Source organism: Streptomyces sp. NPDC054975, assembly GCF_053609105.1.
Genome location: NZ_JBSGWV010000017.1, coordinates 98,827 through 120,184 on the forward strand (window position 1 = coordinate 98,827; position 21,358 = coordinate 120,184).

Consider the following 21,358-nt stretch of genomic DNA (forward strand, 5'->3'; position numbering starts at 1 on the left):
GTCAGCTGTCACCCTTCAGCTTCTGTTCGGCCTCGGCGGCGGAGAGGGCTTCGACCTCGCGCAGCATCGCCTCGAACTCGTCCAGGCCGATGGACTCGGCCTGGTGGGCGCGGATCGCCGCCGCGAGCCCGGGAACGGTCGGCGCCTCGAAGACGGCGCTCATCGGGAAGTCGCCGTGCGCCTGGCGCAGCCGGCCCACGATCTGGATGGCGAACAGCGAGTTGCCGCCCAGGTCGTAGAAGTCGTCGTCCGGGCCGGTCGGGGCCGCGCCGAGCATCTCCTGCCACACCCGCGCCACCGACTGGGCCAGCTCGTCGTCCGGCCACACCGTCGCCGGGTCCCAGTCGCCGGCTTCGGCCCGGCCGCTGCCGAGCGCGTCGGTGAACGAGGTCGCGGTCAGCCCCTGCTGGTCGGCGAGCACCTCCTGGAAGTCGGCCCGGGAGACCACCACCTGCGGCAGCCCGCCGGCCAGCGCGGCGCGCGCGAGCGCCAGGCCGTCCGCGACCGGGATGCCCTGGCTGCGGCGCAGCCGCTCGTACAGCTCGCGCACCTCGGGCAGTCCGGCCATCTGCTGCTCGAACCAGTCGTCCCACTCCCACTGCGCCCAGTCGAGGGTCACCGCGGTGCGGCCCTCGGCCGAGGCGGCCGCCGCGAAGGCGTCCAGGAAGGCGGCGGCCGCGCAGTTGTCGGCCTGGCCGAAGCCGCCGACGATGCCCGTGGTCGCCGAGCCCGCCAGGAAGAAGTCCAGCGCGTCCTCGGCGAGAAGCTCGTCGAGGAGGAGGGTCGAGCGGATCCGCGCGCCGAGCACCGCCTCGAAGTCCTCGCGCGACTTGAGCGCCACGAGTCCGGTGCCCCGCGCGTCGGCGCAGTGCAGGACGCCGTCGACGCCGCCGAGCAGCGCGCGGGCCTCCTCGACGGTCCGCCGCGCCTGGTCCGGGTCGGCCAGGTCGGCGGCCCGGTAGGTGACGGCGTCCGGGTGGGCGGCACGCAGCGCGGCGAGCCGCCCGGCGCGGTCCCGCTCGGGCCCCGCGGGCAGGCCCGGCCAGTCGCTCGGTGCCGGGAACGCCGGGTCGCCGACGAGCACCAGACGGGCGCCCGCCCCGGCGAGCTGCTCGGCGAAGCCGAGACCGGCCTCCCCCGAGGCGCCGGTGACCAGATATCCGCCGCCGGCCTTCCACGCCCGCTCGACGGGTACGGGGGCCAGCTCGACCGGCGCGAACGCGCGGGTCAGCCGCTGGGTGCCCCGGTAGGCGACGAGCGCCTCGGTGCCGGGGCCGGCCAGTTCGGCGGTCAGCTGCGCCGTGAGCCGGGTCCGCGCCGCGCCGTCCACGGGCGGGACGACGTCGACGCTCCGGCAGGTCAGCCACGCGTACTCCTGCGGCAGCACGGTCACCGCGCCGTACAGGGCGGCCCGCTCCGGCTGCGTCACGGGGGTGCCGTGCGCGTCCTGGAGCTGGTCGGTGAGCACGTCGATCCGTACGGGGGTGCCGGTGCCGCTCTCGCCGATCGCCTGGGCCAGCGAGACGAGGCTGTGGAAGCCGGTGGCCATGCCGTGGGCGTGGCGCTCGGCCGCCGGACGCCCGCCCGCGTCCTCCCCGTCCGTGACCGCCCAGGCGTGCAGGACCCGGTCGGGGCTCAGCCCCTCCTGGCGCAGCTCCTTGAGGATCCGGCCCAGGTGCTCGGGATGCGCCGGGTCGGCCTCGTAGTCGTGCACCGACGTGCGGGCGTACGCCCCCGCCTTACGGACCGTGGTGACGCTCTCGCCCCGCTCGCGCAGCGCGGCGGCCCACTCCTCGGTGAGGCCGCGGCCGTCCGCCAGGAGCAGCCAGGTCGAGGCGGGCTCCGTACCCTCCGGGGCGGACGGCGCGGGGACGCGGTGCCAGACCGGGGCGTAGGTCCATCTCGACGGATCCGTGCGCACGGTGGTCGCGGCGGCCGCCTTGGGCAGCAGGAAGCTCCGGCCCTCGAAGGGGTGGCCGGGCAGCGGCACCCGGCGCCGCTCCTGGCCGGTGTGCAGCGCCGCCCAGTCGACCGGGACGCCGCGGCTCCACAGCTCGGCCAGGCCCTCGCGGACGCCACGCTCCTCGGGGCGTTCCTCGGCGCCGGCCCGCGGCTTGCGCAGCAGGGTGACGACGGGCCCGTGCTCCGGCTGGGCCTTGACCAGGCCGCCGAGCTGGCTGCCGGGTCCCGCCTCGACGAACACGGCGGGGCCGCGCTGGGCGAGGGCGGCGATGCCGTCGGAGAAGCGCACCGCGCGGCGGGTGTGGGCGACCCAGTACGCCGGGTCGGTGGCCTGCTCGTCGGTGATCCAGGCGCCGGTGACGTTGGAGAGGAACGGCGTGCGCGGCGCGTGGAGGGTGACCGAGCGCAGCACCTCCTCCAGGCCGGGCAGGGCCGGTTCGACCAGCGCGGTGTGGAAGGCGTGCGAGGTCTCCAGCTCCCGTACGGACACCCCCTGCGCCTCCAGGACGCGGCGGGCCTCGGCGACCTCCTCCGGCGTGCCGGCGACCACGCAGGAGCCGGGCGCGTTGACCGCGGCGATCGTCGCCCCGGTTCCCTCGACGGCCTTCGTGAGCGCCTCCTCGTCGAGGAGGACCGACAGCATCCGGCCGGGTGCGAGGTCCTGCATCAGCTGGGCGCGGCGGGCGACCACCCGCAGGATGTCCTCCAGGCCGAACACACCGGCCAGGCAGGCCGACACGTACTCGCCGAGGCTGTGGCCGGTCATCGCGTCCGGGCGGATCCCCCAGGAGAGCAGGAGCTGCGCGGTGGCGTAGTCGAGGGCGAAGACGGTCGGCTGGGTGTAGAGGGTCTGCCGCAGCCGCTCCCGGCTCTCCTCGCCGTCGGCGGCGAACGCCACGTCCCGGACGTCCCAGCCCAGCTGGGGCAGGAGGAGTTCGGCGCAGGTGTCGAACGCGGCGCGGAAGACCGGCTCGGTGCGGTACAGCTCCGCGCCCATGCCCGGGTACTGGGCGCTCTGGCCGGGGAAGAGGAAGACCACGGCAGGCGCGGTGTCGTCCTTGCCGGCGACCGTGCCGGCGCGGACCTGGCGCAGCGCGGCAGCGGCGCCCTCCCGGCTGTCGGCCACGACGGCGCGGCGGTGCGGCAGTTCGGCGCGGCCGGACTGCAGCGTGTGGGCGGCGTCCGCGAGGGGCGAGCGGGTGAGCGTGAGCGCGTCGGCGAGCTGTTCGGCGGCGGTGGCGAGCGCCTCGGGGGTACGCGCCGACAGCGGCAGGATCTGCCAGTCCCCGGCGGCGTCCTCGCGGAGGCTCTCCACGACGGGCGCGGCCTCCAGGACCACATGCGCGTTGGTGCCGCCGATGCCGAAGGCGCTCACCCCGGCGCGCGGCGGCGTGCCGTCGGCCGGCGCGGGCCACGGGGCGCCCTCGCCGCTGACCGTGAAGGGGCCCTTGTCGAGGGCGAGTCGGGGGTTGGGGGCGCGGAAGTGCGCGGTCGGCGGGAGGAAGCGGTGCTCCAGGGCGAGCGCGGCCTTGATCAGGCCCGTGACACCGGCCGCCGCGTCGAGGTGGCCCACGTTGGACTTCACCGAGCCCAGGTGAATCGTTCCGGCCGCGGCCTCGGGCCCGAACACCTCGTTGAGCGCCTGCACCTCGATCGGGTCGCCGAGCGGGGTGGCGGTGCCGTGCGCCTCGACGTACTGGATCGTGCCGGGCTCGACACCGGCCACCGCCAGGGCCTCGGCGATGACCTCGGACTGGCCGTGCGCGGACGGCGCGGTGAAACCGATCTTGGCGGAGCCGTCGTTGTTGACGGCCGAGCCACGGATCACGGCGTGGATGTGGTCGCCGTCGGCGACCGCGTCCTCCAGCCGCTTCAGGACGACCACGGCGACGCCGTCGCCGGAGACCGTGCCGGAGGCGTCCGCGTCGAACGGGCGGCACCGGCCGTCCGTGGAGAGGATCGCGCCCTCCTCGTACCGGTAGCCGCGCGGCTCGAACTCCCGCACCGCCACACCGCCGGCGAGCGCCACGTCGGACTCCCGGCTGAGCAGCGACTGCACGGCCAGGTGCACGCCGACCAGGGAGGAGGAGCAGGCGCTCTGCACGGTGAAGCTGGGGCCGGTCAGGCCGAGCTTGTACGAGACGCGCAGCGCGAGCATGCCGGGGTCGTTGCCGATGGCGACCTGGATCTCGTCGGAGATCCGCCCGCCGCCGGCGCCCTCGCCGCCGGAACCGTCGCCCGAGCCGTCACGGGAGGCGTCGATCCGCTCCCGCAGGTAGCCGCTGCCGGAGGTGCCCGCGAAGACACCGGTACGGCCCTCGAAGGTGCCCGCCGGGTAACCGGCCCGCTCCAGGGCCTGCCACGCGGTCTCCAGGAACACCCGGTGCTGCGGGTCCATCAGTTCGGCCTCGGCGCGGGTGACGCCGAAGAACTCGGCCTCGAACCGGTCGAACCCGTCGAGCGGGAAGCCCGCCTTCACGAATGCCGGATCGGCGAGCAGCCCCTCGGGCACCCCGGCGGCCGCCAGCTCCTCGTCGGAGTAGGCGCGGCGGCCCTCCTCGCCCGCGGCGACCATGCGCCACAGGGCGTCGACGTCACCGGCTCCGGGGAATCGGCCGCTCATCCCGATGATGGCCACGGACTGCTCGGGCAGCGGCAGTTCCGGCTCGTACGTCATGCGTTCTCCCCGTGCGGGTGGGTTGTGGACTGTGCGGCGAGCAGCTCTTCGACGGCCTGGGCGAGTTCGCGCACCGTCGGCGCGTCGAAGAAGAGCCGTAGCGTCGCGGCGACCCCGAACTGCTCCTTGGTGCGGGCCACCACCTGGGTCGCGAGCATCGAGTGCCCGCCGAGGTCGAAGAAGTCGTCGTCCAGGCCGACCCGGTCGACCGAGAGCACCTCGGCCCAGATCTCCGAGAGCGCCTTCTCGACGGGTGTCACGGCCGCCTCGAACGCGCCGCCCAGGTCGGGGCGTACGGCCTCCGGGGCGGGCAGCGCGCGGCGGTCGACCTTGCCGTTGAGGGTCAGCGGCAGCCGGTCGAGGGCGACGAAGACGTTGGGCAGCATGTAGGCGGGCAGGGTCCGGCCCAGGTGCTCGCGCAGCTCGACGGTGCCGTCGGCGGCGCCCTCGGGGGACGGCACCCAGTACGCCACGAGGCGCGGCTCGCCGACGGAGTCCTCGTCGACGGTCACCACGCAGTCGCGGACGGCGGCGTGCCGGGTGAGCGTGTTCTCGATCTCGCCGAGTTCGATGCGGTAGCCGCGCACCTTGACCTGGTGGTCGAGGCGGCCGAGGTACACGTGGTCGCCGTCGGCCGTGCGCCGGGCACTGTCGCCCGAGCGGTAGCGGCGGGCACCGGGCACGGGCGCGTCGGGGTCGGGCAGGAACCGCTCGGCGGTCAGCGCGGGGCGGCCCAGGTAGCCGCGGGCCACTCCGGCGCCGCCGACGAACAGCTCGCCCGCCTCACCGGCCGGCGCCTCGGTCCCGTCGGGCGCGGCGACGGTCATGGTCCAGCCGTCGAAGGCGCCGCCGATGACGCTGCCGGCCCCCGAGTCGAGGTCGGCCGAGGTCATCCGGCGGTAGGTGGTGTGCACGGTCGTCTCGGTGATCCCGTACATGTTGACCAGTTCCGGCTTCTCGTCGCCGTGGCGGGCGATCCACGGCCGGAGCATCTCGGGCGGCAGCGCCTCCCCGGCGAACACCACGAGCCGCAGCGCGTCCAGGGCGGCGGGCTCGCCGCCGAGGGCCCGCGCCTCCTCCTCGTACCGGATCAGCTGGCGGAAGGCGGCGGGCGTCTGGTTCAGGACGGTGACCCGCTCGCGGCCCAGCAGCGCGTGGAGCTCCTGCGGGGCGCGCCGGGTCTCCTCCGGTACGACGACGAGGCGGCCGCCGTGCAGGAGCGCGCCCCACATCTCCCAGACCGACACGTCGAACGCGGCGGAGGCGAACATCGACCAGACGTCGTCGGGCCCGAATCCGAAGTGGCGGCGGGTGCCGTCGAGCAGGCCGGTCACGTTGCGGTGCTCGACCATGACGCCCTTGGGGGTGCCGGTCGAGCCGCTGGTGTAGATGACGTACGCCAGGCTGCTCGGGCCGGTGCCGGGGTGCTCGGGCGCGGTGTCCGGGTACGAGGTGAGGTCGGTGCCGTCGGGGCCGGTCACGACCGTGTGCGCGACGGGCAGTCCGCGCCCGGCCCGGTCGGTCACCAGGACCGTGGCTCCCGCGTCGGCGAGGGTGAAGGCGATCCGGTCGTCGGGGCTCGCCGGGTCCAGGGGCACGTACGCGCCACCGGCCTTGAGCACGGCGAGCAGCGCCGTCACGAGGGACGTGGTGCGCTCCATGCAGACGGCGACGGGCACTTCGGGGCCGACGCCGAGGGTGCGCAGATGGTGGGCGAGGCGGTTGGCGGCGCGGTCGAGCTCGCGGTAGCCGAGCCGGCCGTCGGTGCCGGTCACGGCGATCGCGTCGCCCCGCTCCGCCGCCTGCCGTGCGAACCGGGCGTCGATGGTGCCCGGCCCTGCCGTGGGCACTCCGTCAACGGTCACGGTGGGTGTTCCTCTCAGAGCCGTCGGAGCCGGGCGCCCGGAACCGGACCGCCGCGAGGTCCAGGACCGGTGTGCCCGGGAAGGTCGTCGCGTCGTCCAGCGCCTGCTCGTAGGCGGCCAGCAGTTCGGCCGGGGTGTCCGGGCCGAAGAGATCGGTGTCGTATTCGAGGGTCAGCGCGACGCCCGCGCCGCTCTCCTGCGCGTAGAGGCTGAGGTCGTACTTCGCGGTGTCCTGGGGGCCTGTGAGGTCCAGGGCGCAGTGGTCGAGGCCGGGGAAGACCGGTACGGACTGCTCCTTGAGGAAGCTGAACATCACCCGGAAGACGGGCAGGAAGTCGCGGGAGCGCCGGGAGACCAGGGCCTCGACCAGCTTGTCGAAGGGCAGGTCCTGGTGCGCGGAGGCGTCGATCAGCGCGGTACGGGTACGGGCGAGCAGCGCCCGGAAGTCCGGGTTCCCCTCCAGCCCGACCCGGACCGGAACCATGTTGATCAGGCAGCCGACGAGGTCCTGGAGCTCCGGCCGGGTGCGGCCCGAGACCGGGGTGCCGACGGTGATGTCGTCGGCCCCGGCCCAGCCCGCGAGGAGCGCCTGGAAGCCGGCGAGCAGGGTCATGTTGAGCGTGACGCGCTCGGTCCGGCCGAACCGCCGGATGCGGGCCGTCAGTTCGGGACCGAGGGTGCGGGTGACGACGGCTCCGCGGAAGGAGCGGTGCCGGGGCCGGGGGTGGTCGGTGGGTACGGCGAGGGCCTGCGGATTCTCGCCGAGCACCGTCCGCCAGTGGGCGGTGAGCGCGTCCAGGGTGTCGCCCTGGAGCCACGCGCGCTGCCAGGCGGCGTAGTCGGCGTAGTGCAGGGCCGGGACGGTCCCGGCGCTCTCGTCCCCGTACAGCAGGCCGAGTTCGCGGAAGAAGATCTCCACCGACCAGCCGTCGATGACGATGTGATGGAACGTCACCACGAGGTGGTGCTCGTCGGCCGCGAGCCCGAGCAGCCTGGCCCGTACGGGTGGGGCGGCGGCGAGGTCGAAGACCCACCGGCCCTCCTCGGCGGTCAGGCGCTCCGCCTCGGCCGCCGGGTCGGCGGAGCCGGACAGATCGGTGAAGGGCAGCGCGAGCTCTCCGGGTTCCCCGACGACCTGGTGCGGGATCCCCGAGGGTGCCTCGTAGGTGGTGCGGAGCACCTCGTGGCGGGCGACGAGCGCGCCGAGAGCCCGGCCGAGCCGGTCGCGGTCCAGGGCGCCGCGCATCCGGAGCACGGTCGGCACGTTGTAGAGCGTGGTGTCGGGGTCGATCTGCTGCATGAACCACAGGCGCTGCTGCGCGAACGAGAGCACGGGACGCTCCGGGCGGCCCCCGGCCGGCACTCCGGTCGTCCGGGCGGCCGCGGCGCGGGCCGCCATGGCGTCCCGTACCAGCTTCGCCATCCCGGCGAGGGTGGCGGCGCCCGCCAGCTCCTCCGGCCCGACGCGTACGCCGAGTTCGTCGTCGATCCGGTCGGCGAGGGGCTGGAGGCCCGGCGTGCTGCCGCCGCGTGCGTGCCAGTCCGCGTCGAGCGTCACGTCGGTGGGGTTGCTGGGCAGCAGCTCGGCCCACATCTGGGCGAGTTCTTCCTCGACGAATCCCATGGCTGTCATGCGTGTGGTGTCCCGGGGCGAGAGTGGCGGACGGCGTCCTGGAGCAGGGTGAGGAACCTCGGGGGCAGCGAGCCCAGGTAGAAGTGGTCACCCTCGAAGAGGTGGACCTCGGCCTCGGCGGTGGTGTGGGCGGCCCACGCGTCCGCCTCGCCCGGCGGTACGTCGGGGTCGGCATCGGCCACGAAGACGGTGACCGGGCAGTCGACGACGGCCCCCTCGGCGACCCGGTAGGTCTCCAGGGCGCGCAGGTCGGCCCGGATCGCCGGGAGGACGAGCTGCATCAACTCGGGGTCCTGGCCCACGTTCTCGCGCGTACCGCCCAGGCCCATGAGGCGGGCGAGCACGACGTCGTCGGACTCCTCCTCGCCCTGGGAGGCGCCGGCCGCGGTCAGCCGCTCGGTACGGACCGAGGGCGCGGAGCTCGCCGAGGGGACGAGCACGTGCGGGGCGGGGCCGCCGGCCCGCTCCAGGCGGCGGGCGACCTCGAAGCCGATGACCCCGCCCATGCTGTGGCCGAAGAACGCCGGCCTGCGCCGCAGCCGGGGGCGCAGCGCCTCGACCACGCCGTCGGCCAGCTCGGCCACGGTGGCGGCGGGCTCCTCGAAGAGGCGGTTCTCACGGCCCGGGTACTGGACGGCGAGCATCTCGATGTCCGGGTCGAGCGCGGCGGAGAGGTCGAAGTAGTAGCTGGCCGCCCCGCCCGCGTGCGGGAAGCAGACCAGGGTGTGCCGGGCGGCCGGCTTCGGGTGGAAGCAGCGGATCCAGGGACTCGGCGGGAGCATGGCGACCGTACGGCCGTCGGGACAGTGGGCGTCGGCGGTCATCGGGTGGGCACCGCCTCGGCCCGCAGCGCCTGATGGGCCCGGCGCGCCTCGGCGAACTCCACGACCTGCCCGGCCATCGCCAGCAACTGGCCCTGGACGTGCGGGTCGTCGCACTGCCCGTCGGGGCCGAACCCGGCGGTCGCGCTGTTGAGCGCCACCCCCAGCGGGGTCGTCCAGCCGCGCAGGGCGTGCACGACGTCCCGCAGCGCGGCGAGCGTGGTCACCGCACCCTGCCAGCCCATGCCGACGGAGAGGCAGCCGACCGCCCGGCCGGACAGGTAGGGCCGGGCGTCGTCCCGGAGCGCCTCGGTGTGGTCCAGGGCGTTCTTCAGCAGCCCGGACACCGTCCCGTGGTAGGCGGGGCTGGCCAGGACCACACCGTCCGCCGAGGCCACCTCGTCGAGGAGCCGGCGCGCCGGCGGCGGGCAGCTCGCCGCCCTCGGGTCGTACAGCGGCATGACGAGGTCGGCGCCGCCGACGAGGCTGACCTCGGCGCCGAGCCGCGCGGCCTCCGCGAGGACCACTCGAAGACCCAGCTCCGCCGTCGAGCCGGGCCGGGAGGACCCCCCGATTCCGACGACCTTCACGGCCTGCTGCATGAACTCCCCGTTTCGCGTGGTGCGTCCGGCTCACCGGCTCGCTCCGTGTGTGGTGCGGTGGTTCTGTGGGTGACCGACTTCCGGCCGTGCGACGGCCTCTCCGACCGACCTCTGAGGCCGATGCCGGCGTCCGACCACCCCCTCCGGCCGGCCCTTGGGCCCGATGCCGGCGTCCGACCGCCCCTCCAACCGATCAAGACCGGCCACAGCCTTCGCGAAGCCCACGTGCAGGTCAACGCTCGCCCGACGGGAGTTCCGATGCCGGGATTCGGACTTTCCGATGAGGTGTTCGACGACGCTCGCCGACGGTCCGAAGCGATCGTTCCCCCTGCCCCGAACCGATCGTTCCCACTGATGGGAGCCATCGGAGATGCCTGGCGGGCGCCCGTTGCCGAGCCCCCCGGCGACCCCGATGATCGAACCGGCGCCGATCGCGCCCCGCCCCACTGCCGTAGGTCCGGCACGTACTCCCACAGGGTCGACGTCCGGTCCCCACGGCCGCGCAGCCGACCGCCGACGCCTCCTGCCCGGGGAGCGGCCGGGGAAGCTGTGGCGCCACTGCCTAGCGGATCCGAGAAGCCCATGCTCCTGGCCGACACACCGGCCGCCCCCCGCATCGCCGTCGTCGGCGCGACGGGCGCGGTGGGCGGGACCCTGCTCGAACTCATCGAGGACCGCAGGCTGCCGTACCGGCACCTGCACCTGGTGGCCTCCGCGCGCTCGGCGGGCCGGACGATCCGGGTCGACGGCCACGACCAGCGGGTCGCCGACCTCACCCGGTTCGACTTCCGCTCCGTGGACCTCGCGTTCTTCTGCGCGGGCGCCGAGGTCAGCCGGGAGTGGGTCCCGGTCGCCGTGGCGCAGGGCGCGCTGGTCGTCGACAGCACCTCCGCCTTCCGCACGGCCCCGGACACGCCTCTGGTCGTCACGGAGCTCGACGCGGACCTGCTGGACCGGCGCCCGAGCGGCGGGGTGATCGCGGTGCCCGGCGCGGCCACCGTCCCGGTGGTGCGGGTGGTCCGGGACGTGGAGCGCCGCTGGGGGATCCGCCGGATCGTGGTCAGTACGTACCAGGGCGCGTCGGACGCGGGGCACGCCGGGATCGAGGAGCTCCAGGACGGCGCGCGGACCGTTCTGCAGGACCCGCAGGCCACCCCGGTGTCGGCGGTGTTCTCGCCGCCGCTCGCCTTCAACGTGCTGCCGGGCATCGGCGACGCGCTGGAGGACGGTTCGACCCGCCAGGAGCGGGAGTTGACCGAGGAGATCCGCAAGGTGCTCGGCCTGCCCGGCCTCGACGTGACGGCGACGTGCGTCCGGGTCCCCGTGGTCGGCGGGCAGGGCGTGGCGGTGTGGGTGGAGTGCCGGGCGGCCGTCGACCGTACCGAACTCCTCGCGTTGCTGAGGGCGTTGCCCGAGGTCACCGTCCACGACTCCCCCGGGGCGCCCACCCCGGCGGACCTGGGGGACCCGGACCGCGTCCATGTGGGCCGGGTCCGGGTCGCCGCCGACGCGTCCGACGGCTTCTGGCTGTGGCTGGCCACCGACAACCTCCGGGTCGGGGGCGCGCTGGACGCCGTACGGATCGTGGAGGAACTGCTCGCGCGCGGCACTCTGTGATCCCTGCCGTCAGCAGGCCGGCCGGGGCCGTTCCTGCTCCATGAACCGGATGGTCCAGTCGATGAACACCCGCATCTCGTGCGTGAGCCGGCGGCCGTACCGCCAGGCGATCTGCGTGTACACCTCGAACGGGGCCTTCCAGTCGAGGACCGTCAGCGACTTCGCCTCGACCTCGGCGGCCACCGCCATCGCGGGCAGCACGCTGATGCCGAGACCGGCCGAGACCCCGCGCTTGATCGACTCGATGTTGCCGAACTGCAGCAACGGCACGGGCTCGGCCGCCCCGGCGTTGAGCTCCGCCTCGAACATCGCCCCGTACGAGCAGCCCGGCTCGGGCGCCAGGATCGGCACGGTGCGCAGATCGCCGGTGGAGACGTCACGGGCGCCGGCGAGGACATGCCCCGGCGCGGCGACCGCGACGAGCGGCTCGGAGCCCAGGACCTCGGTCCTGACGCCCGGGTGCTCGGTCTCGGGCTCCATGAGGAACCCCAGGTCGAAGGTGCCCTGCCGGAGCGACTCGCAGGTGTCCTGGCACAGGCTCGGGCGCAGGGCGAGCTGGAGCCGGGGGTAGCGGTGGTGGAAGTACTCGAGCACCGGCGGCATCCGGTAGGAGGTGAAGCTCTCCATCGTGCCGATGGTGAGCACCCCCGACGGCTCCCCCTGGCCGGTCGTCCGGTCCCGGGCCTCCTCGACGAGGGAGAGGATCTGCTCCGCGTACGGAACGAGCCGCTCACCGGCCGGCGTCAGCCGGATGCGCCCCCGCAGCCGCTCGAAGAGCTCCACGCCAAGCGCCACCTCCAGGCTCTTGACCTGGGCGGTCACACTGGACTGCGCGTACTTCAGGTCCGCAGCGGCCCGGGTGAAGCTGAGCATCGTGGCGACGCGGTGAAAGGTGGTCAGCTGCTTCAGGTCCATGCGCTGTCCCGCGTGGGAAGGGCCGGAACGATCACTGCCAGCCCATGTCGTCCGTGCCGTCCGACACCGGCTCGACGGGCCCGGCGGACACCCCGGACCCGGCCGGCGGCACCGGGGTGTCGGCCTGCGCGACGGCTGCGGGCGCGACGAGTGCGGCGGTGGCGACAACAAGGACAGAGGCAGCCCGGACCATACGATCGCGAAACATGAAGAACGTCCCCCTGTGACGGCGTGGTCTCTGTGTCCTCAGCATCACCGCTGGTCACAGGGGGAGGAAAGCCTTCCGCGTGGCCGGATTGGGTCCTGACCCAATGGGGCCACCCTCCGTGCTGTTTCGGCCACCCCGGGGATAATGGCCGGGACGAACGGAGGGGAACGCATGCTCGAAGCGCTGGGACTGGATCAACCGACCGAGGCCGTGTACCGGGCGATGCTCACCTACCCAGAGACCCCGGCGGACGCGCTGGCCGCACGGCTCGGCATGCCGGAGGAGTCCGTACGCGAGGCCTGGCAGCGGCTGGCCGAGCTCTCCCTCGCCCAGTACCCCACCGGGCATCCGGCCGACGCGTCGACGCCGCCCCGCGCGGTCAACCCCGAGGTCGGCCTGGAGTACCTCCTCACCCGGCGCCAGGCCGAGTTCGAACTCCAGCGCCAGCGGATCGCCGGCGCCCGGGCGGCGGCCGAACGGCTGATCTCCGAGTACGAGGAACTACGCCCGGCCGACCCGCCGGTGGGTGTGGAGCACCTCGCCGACGTGGACGAGATCCGGGCCCGGCTCGCGGTGCTCACCGAGAACGTCCGGACCGAGGTGACGGTCTTCGCGCCCGGCGGCGCACAGACCGAGGCGAACATGGCGGCCTCCCGCCCCCTCAACGAACGGCTCCTGACCCGGGGCGTCACGATGCGGACCATCTACCTGGACAGCGTGCGCAACAGCCCGGCGAGCGTGGCGCACGCCAAGTGGCTGACGGAGCTCGGCGGGCAGGTCCGCACGATCGCCACGCTCCCGCTGCGGATGACCATCGTGGACCGGACGACGGCCGTCATTCCGGTCAACAGCGAGGACAGCAGCGCGGGCGGGGTCGTCCTCACCGGCCAGGGCATCCTGACGGCCCTGTGCACGCTCTTCGAGACGGTCTGGGCGAACGCCCGCCCGCTCGGCGAGGCACCCCGCCGCGACGAGGGCGAACTCGACCACCAGGAGGCGGCGACCCTGCGCCTGCTGGCCGAGGGCCACACGGACGAGGGCATCGCCAAGCGCCTGGGCGTCTCCCACCGCACGGCCCGCCGCATCGCCACGGTCCTCATGGACCGCCTCGGCGCCCGCAGCCGCTTCGAGGCCGGAGCAAGGGCGGTCCAACGAGGCTGGCTCCCCCCGGATCCGTAGGACGTCTCGCCCCTACCGCACACTCAACGGCCGCTGATCGGTCCACACCTCGTCGATGTGCGCGAGGCACTCCTCCTTGGTCCCGGTCACACCCGCGTCCCGCCAGCCCGCGGGCAGTTCGCGCCCTTCGGCCCAGATCGAGTACTGCTCTTCCCCGTTGACGACAACGGTGAACCGCTCCACGCCCGCACCTCCACGTACACGCCCGGCCAACCGGCCCGACACCCTCACTTCACCCCCCCAACCCTGGGCCCCCACCCCCCACACCACAACACCCACCCCATACCGTCTCCCGAACCCCTCTATCGCCCCAGCCGATCCGCTCCCAAGGCCGCGAGCACGTGATCCAACTCGTTCGGCATCACGGCAACAAGAAGGGCTCCCTCCGACGAGGCGCACTCGACGATCCGGGACCCCCCGTTGATCTTCACCGCCTCGCGCAACGACGGCTTCCGCACCCCCACGCACCGCAGCCCGTCCGGCAAGGACAAGGCGGCACCAGCCCTGGTCCGCCCCTCCCACCCCGTCCCGGCCGGCCCTGTCACCAGCCGCCCCCGCAGCCACCGCCCTTCGACCGACGGATGCCGGAGCAGACAGGGAACCTTGACCTCCTCCCCCCGAGCGGCACTCTCCCCCCGCCGCACCGCTCCCCGACGAACCACCCACCCCGTCACCCCGGCCACTGCCAGAAGAACCACCAGTTCGATCACCACAGCATTCAACCAGCGCCCACTTCCCACGGCATGGGGACCACGTACGCTCCATTCTGAAAGAGCAAGACATCCGGTCAGCCCGGAGAAGGGACTGAAATGAGTGCACTCGGCAAGCCGTCGGTGCGGCAGTCTTTTCCGGGCCGGGCCGCGCCGGGGAGCGGCAGAGAACACTCCGCGGACATCGCCGACGACGGGGGGCGACGGGCCCTACGATGACGAACTTCACCTTTCAGGCGACAGGAGCCGGGTCTGTCGCCGCTCATCGCATCGAGACGGCGGTCACCGGCCCAGTCACCGTCCTCACGACCGAGTTGCTGAACTCGGCGCGCGATGTCCAGGCGCCTGCCGGATTCACCAACCTGCCGCCGCTCTCGCTATGTCTCGGCCGCACGGACATGCTGGGCCGGCTGCGCGGCACGTTCGAGGCGGAGCCACGTCAGCGAGCCGCCAGGACTGCAGTCATCCATGGCCTCGGCGGCGTCGGCAAGAGCACTCTGGCGCTCGAGTACGCCCACGGACACCGCCACAACCACACAGTGGTGTGGTGGATCACCGCCGAATCTCCCGCCCGCATCGAGCAATCGCTGGCTGACCTCGCTCTGCGACTGATCCCGGCGTGGGCGGGCAGAGCATCCACCGAAGAGCGCGCCGCGTGGGCGATGATGTGGCTGCAGTGGCACCCGGGTTGGCTGCTGGTTTTCGACAATGTCGAGGATCCGGCCGATCTGCGGCCCTACATCAGCGCGCCGAACGGCTACGTCATCGCCACCAGCCGACGGTCGGCCGGCTGGCCAACCTCCGTCGTGGCGCTGGACCTGGAGGTTCTCGACCTGGCTGCGGCGAGTGAACTCCTCTGCAGACACGCGCTCGGTGAGGTCCCACCGACCCACCGTCAGCTTCAGGAAGCCCGCGCCCTCTCCGCCGACCTGGGGCAGCTCCCCATCGGTCTGACGCAGGCCGGCGCCTACCTGGCACAGAACCCGACCATCGGCATCGAGCGCTACCGCCGAAGGCTGGTCGGCGCGTTGGACAAGGCTCCCGAAGGTGTCGACCCGGAGCGCACCGTCGCCCGGATCTGGCGCCAGACGATCAGCACGCTCAGGGAACGCAACCCCCTGGCAGTCACCGTCCTGTCCACACTGGCATGGCTGGCGCCCGACGACATTCCGGTGGAACTGCTGGCCCCCCTTGCTGACGACAGCGACGACGTCCACGAGGCCCTTGGGATCCTTGGCGTCTACTGCATGGTCTCCCTCACCCGGGACACGGTGAGCGTCCACCGACTGGTCCAGACCACTCTCCGGAACCAGCCGCCCCCTGATGGCATGGCGCCGGCCGGCCGGGTGGAGGCCGAACGGCTTTTGTGCGCCGCGGTCGTCCCGCTGGAAGAACCGCCCAGCTCTGGCCGGTCCGCCGTCTGGGATCGGTTACTCCCGCACCTCGTCGCGCTCGCGGCCACCACTCCTGACGGACACGCCGACACCTTTCCCGCCGGACGGTACGCGAGCGCTGCAAGCTACCTCACCGGTCTCGGCCACGACGCCCGCGCAGTTCCGCTGCTCACGGCGGCCCTAGCCAGCTGCGAAGCGCTCGCCGGAGCCGAGCACGAACTCACCATGAAGGTCCGCGCGAACCTCGCCAACGCCTACTACGGAGCCAGGGACTTCGGTCGGTCCATCGCGCTCCTCGAACCGATGGTCGCCCAGTGCGCGCAGGTCCTCGGCGACTCGCACCAGGGGACACTCACCGTCCTCTCCAACCTCGCCAACTCCTACCGCGATTCCGGCGACCTGGAACGTGCCATCGCACTCCACGAGAAGACGTTGGCCCGGCGTAGAGAAGAACTGGGCAACGACCACCCGGACACTCTCCTCAGCTGCGAGGAGCTGGCCCGCACCTACCAAGCCTCCGGCGACCTGGAACGTGCCATCTCTCTGCACGAAGCAACCCTCACGCAGTACGAGCGATCTCTAGGACCAAGCCATCCAGCCACACTGACCAGCCGGAACGGCCTTGCGGCGGCCTACCTCGCCTCGGGCGACCTGTCCCGCGCCATTCCGATGTACACCGCCGTCCTCGCCCAATGGCAGCAGGCGCTCGGGGACAGCGATCCCGAAACCATCACCAGCCGGAACAACCTCGCCTACGCCTATGCGATCGCCGGACGCCCCGACCAGGCGGCGCGGCATCTCGAAACGGCCCTGGCCCGGTGCGAGGAGGTGTACGGCGAGGCGCACCCGGAGACCATTGCCGTTCGCGCGAACCTCGGCTGCGCCTACCGGGACGCCGGGAACCCGCCCCGTTCGCTCCCCCTTCTGGAGACCGCGGCCGCCCAGAGCGCCCACCTGCTCGGCGACGCCCACCCTCAGACCCTGAGCACCAGGAACGGGTTGGCGCAGGCGTACCAAGCCGCCGGCGACCCCGGACGGGCGATCGCCCAGTACGACGCCGTCCTCGAGCACCGTGCGACTCTGCTCGGCGAGACCCACCCCCACACCCTCGCCACCCGAAGCGGCCTCGCGAACGCCCACATCGCGGCAGGCGACCCGGTCCGCGCCGTCCGGCTGTTCAAGACCGTCGTCGCCCAGTGCGAGCAGGTCTTCGGCGAGGCACACCCGGACACTCTGGCGAACTACATCGGCCTGGCCGACGCACTGCGCCAGACGGACAATCCGGCGCGGGCCGTGCCCCTCGCGGAGACGACATTGGAACGGTGCATCCGATCGCTCGGCGAGGAGCACCCGCACACCGTGGTGTGTCGGAGCAACCTGGCCGTCGCGCACCTCACAGTCGGCAACGCCTCGCGCGCCGTCCAGCTCCTCGAACCCGCCGTGCGGAACGCCGGCCTCATCTTCGGCGAGACGCACCCGCACACGGTCACCGGCCGGACGAACCTGGCCCTCGCCCACCTAGAGTCCGGCAACGCGGCACAGGCAGTCACCGTCCTGGAGGACGCCCGCGCGCAACTGGAGGCCGAACTCGGCGGCACCCACCCGCGAACCCTCCACTGCACCGTCATGCTGGCCCGCGCCCACAGCAGGTCCGGCAGCCCCACCCGGGCGACCGAGCTTCTGGAACGCAGCGTCGCGCTCGCCGAGAAGGAACTTGGCGTCACGCACCCGGACGCACTCCAACATCGGCAGCACCTGGCCGAGATCTACCGGTCCGACGGCCGACCCGATCTGGCCGTGCCGCTGTACGAGGCCAACCTCTCCCATTGGCAGCAGACCCTCGGCGACCACCCGAATGTCCTGAACGCCCAACTCACCCTGGCGGACACCCACCAGGAAGCCGGCGCCGGCCGAAAGGCGATCGCCCTCTACCACGCAGCCCTCGACCGGATCGAGCCCGTCCTGGGCCCGGGAAACCCGCTCGTCGCACTGATCCGCGCAAGGATCGACTCGGCCGAGTAGGCAGCTGCGCGGTCTGGTCGTCAGCGTGGGCAGGAGGGTGTTCGCTTGAGTCGCGCGGAGTGAGCCCGATCGACGGGCCGCGAATTGCAGAGTTGCCGCGTGCGCGCTGGCCGGGTCGGCCTAGCCTGATGCCTTGGCATCAGGCACTGACAGGAATGCAGGAGCGGGTTGTGGGAGCAGAGATCGTGCAGTTCTTGCAGCAGGCAGGTCCGTACCTGAGCGCGGCCTTGGGCGCCTATGGTGCGGGGGTGCTGGCCCGGGCTGAGGAGGCTGCGGTGGGAGCGACGGCGAACGCAGGACGCAGTATGTTGCGCGCGGTCTGGCAGCACCGGAGCCCGGCCGGACGCCCGGAGCTGGAGGCGGCGGTACGTGAGGCGGCCGAGGAGCCGGGGGACGCTGATGCTGCAGCCGCGCTGCGCCAGCAGATCAAGTGGACGCTACGAGAGAATCCGCAGTTGCTTGCCGAACTGGCCGCCCAGCTTCCCACGACCGGTACGGTGACGATCACTGCGTCCGGCGAAAGGTCCATCGCCGCACAGACGATCGGCACGGCTGTCACCGGCGACAACACCACGATCCGTCCGTGACCCAACCCGCAACCCATGCATCGCACAGAGACAAGAAACCCCAGGTCATAGAGGTGACCTGGGGTTCCAGTGGAGCCGCCTTCGGGATTCGAACCCGAGACCTACGCATTACGAGTGCGTTGCTCTGGCCAACTGAGCTAAGGCGGCATGCCGTGCGTTCCCATGGTGGGCGCAGCGGCCTCGCCAAGTCTACACAGTTTCCGGGGTGCTCCTGACCACCCTTCGCGTGGTCCAGGACACCCCTCACGTGCAGCGCTTGCCGTCCTTCGGGGGCGTGCCCGCGAGGAGGTAGGTGTTGATCGCCGAGTCGATGCAGTCGCTGCCCCTGCCGTAGGCCGTGTGGCCGTCGCCCTCGTAGGTCAGGAGGGTGCCGGAGGTGAGCTGGTCGGCGAGGGACTGGGCCCACTTGTAGGGGGTCGCCGGGTCGCGGGTGGTGCCGACGACGACGATCGGGGCTGCGCCCGCCGCGGTGATGCGGTGGGGGCGGCCGGTCGCGGGGACGGGCCAGTAGGCGCAGTTCAGGGCCGCCCAGGCCAGGCCCTCGCCGAAGACCGGGGACGCCTTCTCGAAGGACGGGACCGCCTTCTCCGCGTCCGGCGGGCCCGTGTACGCCGCCGGGAGGTCGAGGCAGTTCACGGCGGTGTTGGCGAACATCAGGTTCGTGTACGAGCCGTCCGCCTCGCGCTCGTAGTAGCTGTCGGCCAGGGCGAGCAGGCCCGAGCCCTCGCCGCCCATCGCCCGCGTCAGCGCCTCGCGCAGCTGCGGCCAGGCCCCCTCGTCGTACATCGCCGCGATCACCCCGGTCGTCGCCAGGGACTCGCCGAGCTTCCGGCTCTCGCCGGTCGGCACCGGTTCGGCGTCGACCGTACGGAAGAAGGCCTTCAGGCTGTCGGAGGCCGCGTCGGCCGACTCCGTGCCCAGCGGGCAGTCGGACTTGCGGACGCAGTCGGCCGCGAAGGCCCGGAACGCGGTCTCGAAGCCGGCGGTCTGGTCGCGGGCGAGGTCGATCGCGGGCAGTGACGGGTCCATCGCCCCGTCCAGGACCAGCCGTCCGACGCGGCCGGGGAACAGCTCCGCGTACGTGGCGCCGAGGAAGGTCCCGTACGAGGCGCCCACGTAGTTCAGCCGCTCGTCACCGAGCACGGCGCGCAGGATGTCCATGTCCCGCGCCGTCTCGACCGTGGAGACGTGCGGCAGGACCGCCCCCGAGCGCTTCGCGCAGCCCGCCGCGAACCCCTTGAAGGCCGTCGTCAGGGCCGTGGTCTCGGCCCCGTCGTCAGGGGTCTGGTCGACCTGCGTGAACGTGTCCATCTGCGGGCCCGTCAGACACTCGACGGGTTCGCTGCGGGCCACCCCGCGCGGGTCGACGGCGACCATGTCGTACCGGGCGCGGACCGGCTCGGGGTAGCCGATGCCCGCGTATCCCTGGAGGTAGCCGACGGCGGAGCCGCCGGGGCCGCCCGGGTTGACCAGGAGCGAGCCGAGGCGCTTGCCGGGCCCGGCGGCCGCGACCCGGGAGACGGCCAGCTTGATCTCCCCCGCCGCCGGCTTCGCGTAGTCGAGCGGGGCACGGAGCGTGGCGCACTGGAACTTCGGCGCACCGCAGTCCCGCCAGGTGAGCTTCTGCCCGTAGAAGGCCCGCAGGGCCGGATCGGGCGTGGCGGGCGCGGCCTGCGACACGACCGATGTCGCGCCCGCGGGCGCGGCGGCGTCGCTTCCGCCGGTGCAGCCGGAGAGGATGAGGCCGGTGGCGGCCAGGGCCGTCGCGGACGTACGGAGCAAACGCCTGGAGTCCATCCCCGGAGCGTATCCGTACGAGTACGGACCGTGTCCAATCGTGTTCGCTCAGTCGCGCAGGGCCATCGTCATCGCCTCCACCGCGAGCAGCGGGGCCACGTTCCGGTCCAGCGCCTCCCGGCAGGCGAGCACCGCCTCGATCCGCCGCAGAGTCCGCTCGGGCGGGGTGTCCCGGGCGATCCGCTCCACCGCGTCCCGTACGTCCTCGTTGGCGATCGGTGTCCGTGCCCGGAGCTGGAGGGTCAGCACGTCGCGGTAGAAGCCGGTGAGGTCGGTGAGCGCGAGGTCCAGGCTGTCGCGCTGCGTACGCGTCTTTCTGCGCTTCTGGCGCTCCTCCAGCTCCTTCATCGCACCGGCCGTGCCGCGCGGCATCCGCCCGCCCTGCCCGCCGCCGAGCGCGGCCTTCAGCTCCTCGGTCTCCTTGGTGTCGATCTCCTCGGCGACCTGCTTGGCGTCCTCGCCCGCCGCGTCGATCAGCTCCTGGGCCGCCTTGAGGCAGCCGCCGACGTCGCCGACCCGCTGCGGCAACTTGAGGACGACGGCCCGCCGGGCCCGGGCCCGCTCGTCGGTCGCCAGCCGCCGGGCGCGGTCGATGTGGCCCTGGGTGGCCCGGGCGGCGGCCGCGGCGACCTGGGGCTCGATGCCGTCCCGTCGTACGAGCACGTCGGCCACCGCGTCCACCGGAGGCGTCCGCAGCGTCAGGTGGCGGCAGCGGGAGCGGATCGTGGGCAGCACGTCCTCGAGGGAGGGCGCGCAGAGCAGCCAGACCGTGCGCGGCGCGGGCTCCTCGACCGCCTTCAGGAGCACGTTGCCCGCGCCCTCGGTGAGCCGGTCGGCGTCCTCCAGGACGATCACCTGCCAGCGGCCGACGGCAGGGGAGAGCTGGGCGCGCCGGACCAGGTCACGGGTCTCCTTCACACCGATGGAGAGCACGTCCGTACGGACGACCTCCACGTCGGCGTGGGTCCCCACGAGCGCGGTGTGGCAGCCGTCGCAGAACCCGCACCCCGGCGCCCCGCCGAGCGCCCGGTCCGGGCTCACGCACTGCAGCGCGGCCGCGAACGCCCGCGCCGCCGTCGCCCGACCGGACCCGGGGGGCCCGGTGAAGAGCCAGGCGTGGGTCATCTTGGACGCCTCGGGAACCGGCTCACCGGCGGCATGGGCGGTCACGAACGTGTCGGCGTCCCGCGCGGCGGCGGCCAACTGCTCCTCGACGCGCGCCTGCCCGACCAAGTCGTCCCATACGCCCATGTGCCCTCCTCAGGTACGCCCTCCATTGTGGGCCACCCCACTGACACCCCGGCGCGCTCAGCCGAGACCTCCGGTCGAGCCAGCCGACACCCCCGGCAGGCTCGACCGGGACCCCCGG

At 73.1% G+C, this 21,358-nt stretch carries 14 protein-coding genes and 1 tRNA gene; 4 read left to right on the forward strand and 11 right to left on the reverse strand.

What is annotated here, in order from left to right; all coding sequences use genetic code 11:
* Window position 1 precedes the first annotated feature (1 nt).
* Genes ACWF79_RS17925 through ACWF79_RS17945 form a run of 5 tightly spaced genes read right to left on the reverse strand, consistent with a single transcriptional unit; the run spans window position 2 to window position 9,560 of the window.
* Window positions 2-4,639, reverse strand: a complete 4,638-nt coding sequence (locus ACWF79_RS17925; RefSeq protein ID WP_453729050.1) for a type I polyketide synthase — start codon at window positions 4,637-4,639, stop codon at window positions 2-4.
* A complete protein-coding gene (locus ACWF79_RS17930) occupies window positions 4,636-6,504 on the reverse strand; it encodes an amino acid adenylation domain-containing protein (RefSeq protein ID WP_453729051.1) in 1,869 nt (622 codons plus the stop codon). Before ACWF79_RS17930 ends, ACWF79_RS17925 begins: the two co-directional genes overlap by 4 nt.
* Window positions 6,494-8,137 carry a condensation domain-containing protein gene (locus ACWF79_RS17935; RefSeq protein ID WP_453729052.1) on the reverse strand — a complete coding sequence of 548 codons (1,644 nt, stop codon included), beginning with the start codon at window positions 8,135-8,137 and terminating at the stop codon, window positions 6,494-6,496. Before ACWF79_RS17935 ends, ACWF79_RS17930 begins: the two co-directional genes overlap by 11 nt.
* Window positions 8,134-8,961, reverse strand: a complete 828-nt coding sequence (locus ACWF79_RS17940) for a thioesterase II family protein (RefSeq protein ID WP_453729053.1) — start codon at window positions 8,959-8,961, stop codon at window positions 8,134-8,136. Before ACWF79_RS17940 ends, ACWF79_RS17935 begins: the two co-directional genes overlap by 4 nt.
* The gene (locus tag ACWF79_RS17945; RefSeq protein ID WP_453729054.1) at window positions 8,958-9,560 is read right to left on the reverse strand and encodes an NADPH-dependent FMN reductase; all 603 of its coding nucleotides are present in this window, start codon (window positions 9,558-9,560) and stop codon (window positions 8,958-8,960) included. Before ACWF79_RS17945 ends, ACWF79_RS17940 begins: the two co-directional genes overlap by 4 nt.
* A 582-nt stretch (window positions 9,561-10,142) precedes the next feature.
* Here ACWF79_RS17945 and ACWF79_RS17950 point away from each other — a divergent pair.
* Window positions 10,143-11,177, forward strand: a complete 1,035-nt coding sequence (locus tag ACWF79_RS17950; protein WP_453729055.1) for an aspartate-semialdehyde dehydrogenase — start codon at window positions 10,143-10,145, stop codon at window positions 11,175-11,177.
* A 9-nt stretch (window positions 11,178-11,186) separates the two neighbouring features.
* Here ACWF79_RS17950 and ACWF79_RS17955 read toward each other — a convergent pair whose 3' ends face one another.
* Window positions 11,187-12,092 (reverse strand): LysR family transcriptional regulator, encoded by a 906-nt coding sequence (locus ACWF79_RS17955; protein WP_453729056.1) that lies wholly within the window; start codon window positions 12,090-12,092, stop codon window positions 11,187-11,189.
* 31 nt (window positions 12,093-12,123) lie between these two features.
* Window positions 12,124-12,300: a hypothetical protein gene (locus ACWF79_RS17960; protein ID WP_453729057.1), complete on the reverse strand. Its 177-nt coding sequence runs from the start codon at window positions 12,298-12,300 to the stop codon at window positions 12,124-12,126.
* 171 nt (window positions 12,301-12,471) lie between these two features.
* On the opposite strand from ACWF79_RS17960, the gene ACWF79_RS17965 reads away from it, so the two are divergent.
* Entirely contained in the window at window positions 12,472-13,479 is a 1,008-nt protein-coding gene (locus ACWF79_RS17965) for a helix-turn-helix domain-containing protein (RefSeq protein ID WP_453729058.1), read from the forward strand.
* Between the two features lie 12 nt (window positions 13,480-13,491).
* Here ACWF79_RS17965 and ACWF79_RS17970 read toward each other — a convergent pair whose 3' ends face one another.
* Window positions 13,492-13,692, reverse strand: a complete 201-nt coding sequence (locus ACWF79_RS17970) for an MbtH family protein (RefSeq protein WP_453729059.1) — start codon at window positions 13,690-13,692, stop codon at window positions 13,492-13,494.
* A 712-nt stretch (window positions 13,693-14,404) separates the two neighbouring features.
* Between ACWF79_RS17970 and ACWF79_RS17975 the strand changes: the two genes are divergently transcribed.
* Complete coding sequence (locus tag ACWF79_RS17975) at window positions 14,405-17,605, forward strand: tetratricopeptide repeat protein (protein ID WP_453729060.1); 3,201 nt, start codon at window positions 14,405-14,407, stop codon at window positions 17,603-17,605.
* Between the two features lie 170 nt (window positions 17,606-17,775).
* Window positions 17,776-18,192, forward strand: coding sequence for a hypothetical protein (locus ACWF79_RS17980; RefSeq protein ID WP_453729061.1), 417 nt, complete (start codon window positions 17,776-17,778; stop codon window positions 18,190-18,192).
* Between the two features lie 70 nt (window positions 18,193-18,262).
* On the opposite strand, the gene ACWF79_RS17985 is transcribed toward ACWF79_RS17980, so the two are convergent.
* The 3 genes from ACWF79_RS17985 to ACWF79_RS17995 all read right to left on the reverse strand — a co-directional run bounded on the left by ACWF79_RS17985 (window position 18,263) and on the right by ACWF79_RS17995 (window position 21,240).
* A tRNA-Thr gene (locus ACWF79_RS17985) sits at window positions 18,263-18,339 on the reverse strand.
* A gap of 96 nt (window positions 18,340-18,435) precedes the next feature.
* Window positions 18,436-19,989, reverse strand: a complete 1,554-nt coding sequence (locus ACWF79_RS17990; RefSeq protein ID WP_453729062.1) for an alpha/beta hydrolase — start codon at window positions 19,987-19,989, stop codon at window positions 18,436-18,438.
* 48 nt (window positions 19,990-20,037) lie between these two features.
* Window positions 20,038-21,240, reverse strand: a complete 1,203-nt coding sequence (locus ACWF79_RS17995; protein ID WP_453729063.1) for a DNA polymerase III subunit delta' — start codon at window positions 21,238-21,240, stop codon at window positions 20,038-20,040.
* Window positions 21,241-21,358: the final 118 nt, after the last annotated feature.